This window comes from Rhodococcus sp. NPDC059968, assembly GCF_042738615.1.
Taxonomy (GTDB): domain Bacteria; phylum Actinomycetota; class Actinomycetes; order Mycobacteriales; family Mycobacteriaceae; genus Rhodococcus_F.
The window spans coordinates 1-10,357 of the sequence record NZ_JBHWUE010000180.1 but is presented as its reverse complement, the minus strand read 5'-3'; the positions used below and the strand labels follow the sequence as shown (position 1 = coordinate 10,357).

General features: G+C 64.9%; 7 protein-coding genes and 2 pseudogenes. 4 read left to right on the top strand and 5 right to left on the bottom strand.

Annotated features, from left to right (window positions below; translation table 11 throughout):
* The first annotated feature begins 78 nt into the window (after positions 1–78).
* Both ACFWAY_RS51660 and ACFWAY_RS51655 read left to right on the top strand, forming a co-directional pair.
* Complete coding sequence (locus tag ACFWAY_RS51660) at positions 79–669, top strand: tyrosine-type recombinase/integrase (protein ID WP_378516239.1); 591 nt, start codon at positions 79–81, stop codon at positions 667–669.
* A gap of 188 nt (positions 670–857) precedes the next feature.
* Positions 858–2,077, top strand: a protein-coding gene (locus ACFWAY_RS51655) for an IS3 family transposase (RefSeq protein ID WP_378516240.1) whose coding sequence is annotated in 2 segments (ribosomal slippage) — positions 858–1,167 and positions 1,167–2,077 — 1,221 coding nt in all. Because the reading frame shifts where the segments join, the coding sequence is not laid out codon by codon here.
* A 74-nt stretch (positions 2,078–2,151) separates the two neighbouring features.
* Here the strand turns inward: ACFWAY_RS51655 and ACFWAY_RS51650 are convergent.
* From ACFWAY_RS51650 to ACFWAY_RS51635, 4 genes and pseudogenes are all read right to left on the bottom strand, one after another.
* The gene (locus tag ACFWAY_RS51650) at positions 2,152–2,442 is read right to left on the bottom strand and encodes a hypothetical protein (protein WP_378516238.1); all 291 of its coding nucleotides are present in this window, start codon (positions 2,440–2,442) and stop codon (positions 2,152–2,154) included.
* Entirely contained in the window at positions 2,439–2,882 is a 444-nt protein-coding gene (locus ACFWAY_RS51645; RefSeq protein WP_378516237.1) for a tyrosine-type recombinase/integrase, read from the bottom strand. Before ACFWAY_RS51645 ends, ACFWAY_RS51650 begins: the two co-directional genes overlap by 4 nt.
* A gap of 73 nt (positions 2,883–2,955) precedes the next feature.
* Complete coding sequence (locus ACFWAY_RS51640; protein WP_378516236.1) at positions 2,956–4,179, bottom strand: IS110 family transposase; 1,224 nt, start codon at positions 4,177–4,179, stop codon at positions 2,956–2,958.
* A gap of 283 nt (positions 4,180–4,462) precedes the next feature.
* A pseudogene (locus ACFWAY_RS51635) lies at positions 4,463–5,244 on the bottom strand (IS3 family transposase); the annotation flags it as partial.
* On the opposite strand from ACFWAY_RS51635, the pseudogene ACFWAY_RS51630 reads away from it, so the two are divergent.
* Positions 5,243–6,118: pseudogene (locus ACFWAY_RS51630) on the top strand (transposase). The pseudogenes ACFWAY_RS51635 and ACFWAY_RS51630 sit on opposite strands and share 2 nt — an antisense overlap.
* Positions 6,119–6,481: 363 nt before the next feature.
* Here the strand turns inward: ACFWAY_RS51630 and ACFWAY_RS51625 are convergent.
* Positions 6,482–7,930: an APC family permease gene (locus tag ACFWAY_RS51625; protein WP_378516235.1), complete on the bottom strand. Its 1,449-nt coding sequence runs from the start codon at positions 7,928–7,930 to the stop codon at positions 6,482–6,484.
* A 1,021-nt stretch (positions 7,931–8,951) separates the two neighbouring features.
* On the opposite strand from ACFWAY_RS51625, the gene ACFWAY_RS51620 reads away from it, so the two are divergent.
* Positions 8,952–9,560, top strand: a complete 609-nt coding sequence (locus ACFWAY_RS51620; RefSeq protein ID WP_378516234.1) for a winged helix-turn-helix domain-containing protein — start codon at positions 8,952–8,954, stop codon at positions 9,558–9,560.
* Positions 9,561–10,357 lie beyond the last annotated feature (797 nt).

Here is a 10,357-nt window from a genome sequence, read left to right as displayed (position 1 = left end):
CACGAGCACCACACCCCCGGAGAAACGCCGCACCACCCGCAAGATCACCCAGAACGAGCGACATCATGCAACAGGTCCATGACCCCCGGAGAAGGTGTTCGGTTGGGTGAGGCGCTCGGGTTGCAGCATCGCGATTGGCACACCGGGTGCGGTGACACCCCGTACGTCGAGGTCGTCGCCCGAGACCACCCGCACGAGGTGCGGGCCAAGAGCGGCTACCGGCGGGTGTATGTCTCCGACGAGCTGGACCGCCTCTACGGCGAGTACGTCTGGCGGTTGTGCGAGGCCGGCGCCGATCTGGCCACCGACGACTTCGACGGCACTTGCGTGTTCGTCAACCTCGACCGGGAACCGCGGTTCGCGCCGTGGCGACCGGAGTCCGTCTACGACCTGGTGGACCGGCTGCGCCGCGAGCTGTCCGGGCAGGTGCCGCAGGCCTGGTCGCCGCACTGGATGCGGCACAGCCACGCCACGGCGCTGTTGCTGTCGGGGGTACCGGTGCACGTGGTGAGTCGACGATTGGGACATGTCGACGTGCAGACCACACTCAACACCTACGCGCACGTGAGCGAGGACGCCGAGATGCGGGCTGCCGCCGACTGGAAGGCGGTCACCGGCGGCTGGCGAGTCGGCGCGCACCGCGACGACCGGACCGAGTCCGGCTCGTGACCGGCGGGCGCGACGAGGCCACGATCGACTGGGTGGAAGCGGCCCGCGTCCGCTGCGACCCGCAGGCGCTGGAGGACTTGTGGGCGGCGGTGCCGGAACCGATGCGGCTGTCGTGCTTGGGGCTTCCCCCCAGAGTGAGGACATCCTGAACACTGGGTCGTGAGGTCCCAGAGGAAGTGATGTCACAAATGGTGATGAAGGCGTACTCGGCGGAGTTCAAGGCCGATGCCGTCGCGTTGTATCTGTCCGATCCGAGCCACACGTTCGAGGGCATCGGCAAGGACCTGGGGGTCAGCCGCGAGACGCTGCGCACCTGGGTGCGGGCCGAGCGCAGGCGCACCGGTGTGTCCGTGGCCGCCGACCGGTCCCGGAGGCCAGCATCTGCCGGCGAGGTACCATCCGAGTCCGTGTTGGAGGAAGAAAACAAGCAGCTCAGGGCCCAGGTCCGGAAGCTCGAGACCGAGCGGGAGATCCTGCGCAGGGCCGCAAAATATTTCGCGGGCGAGACGAACTGGTGAGCCGCTTCCTGTTCGTTGACGACCACCGCGACACCGCTCCGGTGAAGTGGCTGTGCCAGATCCTCGAGGTGTCCCGGTCCGGATTCTACCGGTGGCGGGCCGCCGCACCGGCCCGCGCCGAACGCGCCCGCGCCGACCAGGAGCTCGCGACGCGGATCCGCGAAATTCACGACGATTTCGATGGCACCTACGGGGCCCCGCGCATCACGGCCGAGCTGCGCGATGCCGGGATCGAGGTGAACCACAAGCGGGTGGAACGGGTGATGCGGGAGAACGGGATCGTCGGCGTGCACCTGCGCAAGACGGTCCGCACCACGGTCCCCGAGCCGTCCGCGACCCCGGTTCCGGACCTGATCCGGCGGGATTTCACCGCGAGCGCACCGAACACCAGATACGTCGGCGACATCACCTATTTGCCCATCGGGGACGGTGACTTCCTGTATCTGGCAACGGTGTTGGACCTGAATTCGAAACGGCTGGCGGGGTGGTCGATCGCCCCACACATGCGCACCGAGCTGGTCACCGACGCGCTGCGGGCGGCGGCCGCCGCCCGCGGTGCCACCGGGCTCGATGGAGCAATATTTCACTCCTACAACGGCGCCCAATACGTCTCGCAGGACTTCGCCGACCTGTGCCGCGAGCTGGGGGTGACCCGGTCCCGGGGTGCGGTCGGGACGTCGGCGGACAACGCGGCCGCCGAATCGTTGAACGCGTCGCTGAAACGGGAGACGCTGCAGGGACGGAAGTGCTGGAACGGTGCGGGTGAGGCGCGCGCCGAAGTCTTCCGCTGGATCACGCGATACAACACGAGAAGGAGGCATTCCACGCTCGGTCAGATCTGTCCGATCGAGTACGAGCAGCGATCGGCTACGCTGGCCACCGCCGCATAGGAATTGGTGTCCACATCTCAGGGGGAAGCCCCGACCGCCCACGACCCCGCTCCGGTAGTGCGCCGATCTCGTGGTCACCGAGCCCGTGTTCGGCCAGCCGGCGACGGCACGGGGCGCAGATCCACCCTGCTGTCGGCGCGGTTGTGAAACAGTCCGCGGCCCGGCAGACGGACCGGCCCAGCAGCGGATGCCCCGGCGCGAACGACAGCACTCGCCGCGCCGGGTCCCATCCGGCCTCGGCGAGAAAGGCCGGGTCGATCACCGCGGGCGATCGCCGTGGCGGTCCGGTCGATGCTCGTGTCGGCGAACACGTGCGCCCCGCCGATGCTGACCGCGGCCGCCCCCGCCGCCTCGACGGCGCTCACCGGTCGGTCCCGGCCAGCTCGCGGGGGCTGCGGACCCGGTCGACGGCCTCACGCAGCCGGGCCGGGTCGGGATGCAGGTAAACCTGCGACGACCTCATCGAGCCGTGCCCGAGCAGGGCCGCGATCTCGTCGAGGCTGCTGCCCGCATCGGCCAGGTTGCTGCCGAACGCGTGCCGCAGCCGATGCGGAGTCACATGCTCGATCCCGGCCCTCCGCGAGCACGCGGCGATCACCTCATTGATCGCGTCCGGGCGCATCGGCGCGCCGATCGGCTCCCGAAACAGGTTGACCAGCAAGAAATCCGACTCGGCTGCCCGCGGCACCGCACACCGCTCGAACTCGTAGCCGTCGACAGCCAGCAGCACCAGGAAGTCCAGCGGCACCACCCGCTGCCGGCGGGACTTGGCCCACGCCCCGTTCGGATTGTCCCGGCGCACCACATGCAGATGCGCCCGCGGTATCCCGCAGCCCAGCAAACGAGTCGACCAGTAGACATCCCACGCGGGTCAGATGTCAAGCAGCCGCCGGCTGAGACGGGATCTGATGGTCGGGCCAGGCGACGTGGTCGTCCCAGGGTTCGTTGTGTTGCAGACACCACCACATGCGCCCGAGGAGCTTGTTGGCGAGGTTGCGCAGCGCGGCGTTGTGGTGGTCGCCGGCGGCTCGCCGTTTGTCGTAGTGGGCACGTGCACCCGCTGACTTGGTGAGGGTGACGAACGCCCACCAGTGGCAGGCGTCGCCGAGTCGCTTGTTGCGGACCTTTCGCGCCTTGACGTAGTGCGATCGGCCCGAGGCTCGGGTGATCGGCGCAGTGCCGGCGAACGCGCGCAACCCGTTCGCCGTCGCGAACCGTGCAGGATCGTCGCCGACCTCGGCCAGGACCCGGGCGGCGAGAATCGGACCGAGACCCGGAGCCGACCGCAGGATCGGCGCGAGGGGGTGGCTGTCGAATTCGCGACCCAGCGCGTTCTCCAGGCTGTCGACGGACTGCTGCATCGAGGCGATGACGGCGAGCAGACCGGTGACAGCATGACCGAGCGCCTCCTCGACCTGCGGCGGCTGACTGAGCGCGGGCGTCTTCAGCTCCCGCAGGATCCGCTCGACCAGGTTCGGGTCGTTGCGTCGGCCACTGTGATGCAGGAGCGCCACAACTTTGCGTCTGGTCAGGGCGCGACCCGATGCCGGGGTGGGCGCCGCGGAGAGCACCGCGACCGCGGCGCGGTGCTTCAAATTCGGAAATGTCTGCAGTGCACCAGGATAGAACTCCAGCAATACAGAACGTAGTCGGCTGATGGTCTGATGCAGCGCCCAGATCGCCTCCTGGTGCTGACGGGCGAGGACCTTGATCGCCCGGCCGTGTTCGCTGATCGCGGGCATCGGACGGTGCATCGCTCGGTCGGTGCGCAGAATATTCGCCAGGATCGCGGCGTCACCCGGATCGGACTTGCCGCCGGCCTGTCCGTGGCGTTCGCGGTAGCGGGCCACCGCACGGGGGTTGATCGGGTATACGGTGAATCCTGCTTCCACCAGGGCCACGACGAGCAGATTCTTGTCGGTTTCGATCGCGATAGGGGTGGTGCCGGGTGCGCCTCCGCTCTCGGCGATTACCTCCAGCAGCGCGGTCAATCCCGCTGTGCCGGTGTCGATGCGTTTCCGGGCGACGACGGTGCCGTTCTCGTCGACGAGGGCGACATCGTGATGCACTTCGGCCCAATCGATCCCGCAGTTGATGCTCATGTACAACCTCCTGTCCAGCGGCGTATTCTGCTGTGAGCTCGGGGGTTGTGCGGCGACCTAATGGAAGCGCTCTTCGGGCGCGGCATCTCACAAGCCGATCACGTGCCCCAGCGACTGGCAGGGTCACCGTCTACCTTCAGACCTCTCACACAGTCGGATGCCATCACAGCAATGATCACCTTCCAGCGGCTCACTGCTCAGACTGCGCCCGGATCGGTAATATCTCAGGGACCCCTGCCAGTTGCGTTGTGCGTGTCGGATCGTTGGTCCGACTCACCCATTACGTGATGTCGCCGACGTAGATGCGGTTCGGTGCGTCGGCGGTGAAATCCCGCTCGAGCAGGTCGGGCACCTTCCGGTCGGCAGGTTCGGGGACGGTGGTCGTGACCCGTCGTCGGCGCCGGTAGCCGGCGATGTCGTTCTCGCGCATCACCCGGGAGACCCGCTTGTGATTGACTTTTTCGTCCGCAGCAACACCGTCGTTGAGCTCGGCAGTGATCCTCGGGGCTCCGTAGGTGTTGTCCTCGGTGTGGATCACCCGGATTCGTGCGGCGAGCTGCGCGTCGGCCTCGGCGCGAGCGGCCCTCGTCGGCGCAGCGGACTTCCAGGCGTAGTAGGACGAGCGCTCGATCTCGACGAGCTCGCATAACCGCTTCACCTCGTAGGTGTCGGAGTGGTCGGCGACGAAGCGGAAGCGGTTCACCATTTCGTCTCCCCGGCGAAATACTTGGCCGCCTGGCGGAGGATCTCGCGTTCGGTGGTGAGCTTGGTTGTCTCGGCTCGTAGGGCAGCGTTCTCGGCTTCGAGGCGGGTGAGTTTCTGCTCGACGGTCTCTGGTGCGTCACCCGCGCCCAGGCGTTGGCTGTGGGGCCGTGACGGGGTGTTCACCCGGGTGCCGTCGACGTGGGTTTTGGTGCCGGTCCCGTACTGCTCGATCCAGCCTGTCAGGGTGCCGCGCACGACCCCGAGGTCAGCCGAGATACCTCGGATCGTTGCTCCCGGCGTGGACTCGTACAACTCGACCGCCTGGCACCGGAACTCTTCCGAGTAGTTCTTGCGTGACATGACTGAAGATCATCTCACTTCCCCAGCAGGTGCTGGATTCAGCGTGTCCAAGAACCGGGGTCAAGGCCCCACCTCACCGACGCCAGCCCCGACCTGCTGCGCCGCGGGCGCCGAGGCCGACAGCCAGTGCGGGGCCGGTTTCGGTGAACGCTCCGAGGCCCGCGTCAACAGCCGCAACGGGTACCGACACCGCGACTTCGATACCCGTGCAGGCACTCTCGACATCGCGATCCCCCACGCTATGGCAGGGTTCGCATTTCCCAGACTCGCTGCTGCAAGCGCCGCAATCGTGCCGAACGTGCCCTGACCTCGGTGGTGGCCACCTGCTACCTGCTACCTGCTACCTACTCGCGTCTAGACCCGACGGATGGAGAAATTCGTCGATTCCCTCAGCATCACCTCGCTGTCGAGATCGCCGGTGTCCGTCACAGCCAAGGACCTCGACGCCCAGGTCGTGGCATTCCGCAGCCGACCGCTCGACGCCGGCCTGTACACGTTCATCGCCGCCGACGCCCCGGTGATGGACGTCCGGGGGAACGGGCGGGTGGTCAACCTGCACGCCGGTCTCGTGCCCGCGATCGGCACCACCCTGCCAGGATCCGCTTGGCAAGCTTGCCGGACACGATATTCGACGAATCTCACGTTCCAGACACCGAAGAACGCGTGGCCCTAGGTGCGAGTGCTCCCGCACTCCGTCTACCACCAGGTGGACGCCGATTCTGTTCATGCTCAATATCATCGAGTGAACGATGCTTTGTCGGAGAGGCTCCCGAGGGGCGCCGATCACCTCGATGCGGCCAGGGTAGATCTGCTCGCCTTCACCGCGTTTCCGAAGCAGATCTGGTCCAACAATCCACAATCCCCTGTCGGTTAACCGACCTTCGGGCGACACGGTCTTGCGGCGGCCTGAGTTCCGGGGCCGTCGGTGACGAAGGGTGGATGCTGGCAGGTGTTCGGCTCGATCCGAGTTCCTCGCATCAATCATGGGCACACACGCACCCACGGGTACTCGCGAACCGGAAGATGAGACGTAGTTTTCGATTTGGCGGCTTCACACAGCTGCCTTTCGATGGGATCGAGACCGTGCACCACGGTTGGAGCAGCGCCTGGGCGCATCGTCACGAGCTTCTTCTTCAGCGGGACGTTGAACCGGAATATCCATAGATGGCGACATCGCGTGAGCAGGGACACGCCCGATGGGCGTGTCCCTGCTTGTTCTTTGGTGGGGTCCGGGATCTTATAAGACTGGATCAGGGGCGGCCGGGCGTGGTTTCGGTGATCTCCCGGAGCGCCGGGCACGCCTCCGTCCGGCGACCGCGAAGGCCGCCGACAAGGCCAGCGTGGCGATCACGAACACATAAGACATGGCGTCGATCGGTGCCGGCGGTGGGTTGATGATTGCGCTGACGAGCAACCATGCCATCGTCAGGGCGCCGACGGTGCACGCGATAACCAGACCCACACTTAGCGTCTTCTCGCGCGCGACCAACCGGACAGCGCCGGCGCAGATCAGGACGTAGGGAATCACCCAAAAGTACGCCACGAGCGTCGCCACAGCGGAGTAGATAGTCAAAGGCGAGCCCAGGTTCAACGCGACCATGATCACGAGCCCGACGAGACCGGCACCTACCGTGAGGAGGATAGCGTTGACGGGACTGTGCAGGCGGCGGTGAATCTGCGCAAAACGACTCGACAGAAGTCCGTCCGCCGACAGCGTCGCAGCGAATCGGGAACCGTAGTTAGCGAACCCAATTAGCGAAGCAAAGGTAGCGATCGCAAGGACGAGATCCGATGCTTGTCCGAGCCACTCTCCCAGACCCGACTGTTGGGCGAGGGCGGCAGGTCCGGACACACCGGCCTCAATGCTGGCCGACGCCTGCATCAGGCCGGGGACCTGAAGGAATGTTGCTGCGAGATACGCGACGCCGAGGATGACCGGGACGCTCATCACTGCGGCGGGGACGTTGCGGGTGGGATCCTTGGTTTCCGCCGCGAGGGCCGCGCAACTCTCCAGGCCGACGACGAAGGCAGCACCAATCGCGATGCCGGCGATGATTGCGCTGGGGGTCGAGCCCTGAAGTGAGAGTTGTTCACCCAGATGAAGTCCTGTATGGATCGCACTGGCGCCGGTGATCAGCAGCATCAACGGTAGCGATAGCACGGTGAGCGATACCGCAACGACGACCGACGTGTCCAGACCCCGACACGTCACCGCAATGACCACGATTGAGGAAACCATGTAGATCAAGATCTGGGTTCCGTGGTCCAGCCCGGAGTCGACACCCACCGAGAGTAGGAAGCTTCCTGTGTAGAGGCCGATGATCAACAGCATCGACAGAATCTGCGCGAGGTATCCCAGGAACAGGGTCGCGGCCACCAGGTAGCGCGCCCAGGGACCGAAGACCGCGGCGATATACGAGTACAGCGATCCCGTGGCAACGAACCGCTTAGCGAACGTGATTACGGCAAAACCGACGCAGGTTGTTGCAATCGCGGAGATCAGCGAAGCGAGCCAACTACCGTTGCCTGCCGTGGCCACGAGAATCACGGGGAAGGTCGCTATCGCGACGGCAGGGATGAACGACGCCAGAGCGAGCGAGATGATCTGAGTTCGACTCAGATGCCCTTCATCAAGACCAGGTAGTTCGGTCTCGCCAGCGATGGCAGATGACGGTTTTTCGATCATTGCTGGATCCTCCAAGCCTGTCCTGACGATGACAGGCCGTAGTTGTCTCGCAAGAGCTGCACTTTCAAGGGGGTGGAACATCGGATAACGGTTGATCGACGCGGTAGCCATTCGTGTCGACCAGTGAACAGCGGACTTCCTTCGGGTCCAGTTCTGCATGAGCATCTGCTTCCGGTGACTGCCCTCACGCCCTTCCGCACACGTGAGTCAAGTCACCGACTTGGTCATTCGGTCAAGTTAATTGGCCAAACTGGATGTGTCAACACCGGCAGGGCCTTCGCAACCGTCCGGCAGCCTCATACCTGTCCGATCGCCTTGGCCAAACGCTCTAGTCATTTGATCAGATCATTTGGCGCGCTCGCCGAGTGCGCTTCTAACGTCACCGAATCTCCGGTTACACCCTGTTGACCTGCAGGTACCGATATTCCATTGGCATTTCCGAACCTGCCGATCGGAAGCGGCCCACCCGTCGGCCCCGGGCGCGACTAGCTACATCTCGCGACCGCGGCAATCACCGATGTACACTCCCGACCAGCCCCTTGGCCAACCAAATCTTCCGTGCGATACCACACTTCGGATCCGAGGCGTCCTCGATCGAGGCACGTCGCGCGGTCGCGCCACGTTGAAACCGACTCGGTACGTGTAACACCGCTGTCGGAAACCGTCGTACCGCGGGGCAGTTGCGCTCCGCCGTGCCGAGCGGGCTCAAAACCGTATGACCGTTACTACGGTGCGGTCGCGGCTACTCCGGTGTGGTCGCGGCTGCGTCGTCGCGCCTGTAACGCGTATAGACCGACCGAGAACGATTATCAGCTCACAGCCAGAACGAGCGGTGACAATGCCCGAGAACGAGATCGACCAAAACGAGAGCGCGGATCATGGCCGCTGGAGCCCGCGGCAGGGTCAGCTGATCAACGATTTTCTACCGACCGGTCGGCATCGCCAGAACCCTTGCGACCCTACTACTTGTCGTTCATGCGGATCCGAGCCTTTGCCGAAGCCGGCTGCGGCGCCCTCGTGCGTGTTGCTCATCGACTCGGATGCCGGTGGACCCGACGTGGATCTCCTACGTAGAGCCGGCGTGCTACCTTCGGAGGTTGCGATCGTCGGCATTCGATCCCACCACCTCAACAGGCTGGCGGCTGCCGAGATCTTGACCACCACTCGGTCCGACGAAGCGCTGATCGTCATCGGCGACTTCGCCTCCAACGATGATCGGATCGCGCTACTCGATGCCGGCGCGGACCACGTCTTGAACGTACCGGTAACCGCCCGGGAAGTGATTGCATGGGTGCGTTCCACCCTCAGTAGGGTAAGGGTCACACCGCTCACGACACGAGGTACGCGGCTGTCGGTGTGCGAGGTTTGTCGCACCGTCGAGTACGACGGACTCCAGATCGCGCTCACCAAGACCGAGCTCGATCTGCTATCAGTCTTCATCCGTAACGCCGATCGCGTCCTCTCACGTCAGTACCTCCTGTTAGTGGTATGGGGAATCGCATGTGACTCCACCACCAACGTCGTCGGTGCACATATCTGTTCATTACGCCGAAAGCTCGCGTCGATCGGGGCCCCACTTGCGATCCGGACGATGCGTGGAGTGGGTTTCGCTCTGCACGAATCAATCTGAATGCCTGGCACAGTGTGCGTTTGATGGACGACGCTACCTCTGGTCGGAACCGGGCAGCGTTCTGAACGTGCGGAACGGCATGGCGAGAGCGTGTCGCCGAGATCCTGTGCCACGAGACCCGCTTGTCGATGTTGGCGCCACGGATTTTGCGGTCTCAGAAGCGGAGTTCTTGATCACACTTCAATGCTGTTTCCGGAACCGACCCAGGACCATCTCGGCGCGGGCAAGTGTTCTTGCGTGCTCAATACCCACCCCGACCGTCCCGTCTGTCCACCCCGCGGCGCAGTACTATGCGCACGTGCAGGCTATCTGCCGCACCGACCATCCGCCGCGAGGACCTGCACCTGCACTCGGTGAATAGCAGTATCGATGTTGGACCCACCCGTACCCGCGCCGCAAACACCCCACTTCGTTGAGCGGGGCCGGCGCGATGGTATCCGCCACAGGTACTGCTTCGTCCGCACCCAGACTCGAGCGACTCGTCCGAATCGGTCAGCCACCACCGATCCGGGTCCCGAACGGCTGCGGCGGTCCTGGCGGGATAGTCCTGCGGTGCCGCCCACTTCGGACGGAGCGCTACCGGCGACGCGACCGCTCTGCGCCCATTGGCTTGCGGCTTCTCGCGGCCACAGTCTTGCTCCGTGCGTGAGCGGTCGGGTCGAGGGTCGAGATACTCTGGGTTGGGCTTCAGCGAGAGGTTAGAATAGGGTCGGGAACTGGCGCGGTGACGCAGTACGTGCGTTCCGTTTCCAGCCCCCGCCACCTCGATTCCGTGCATGCGGTTCTCCCGCACACGG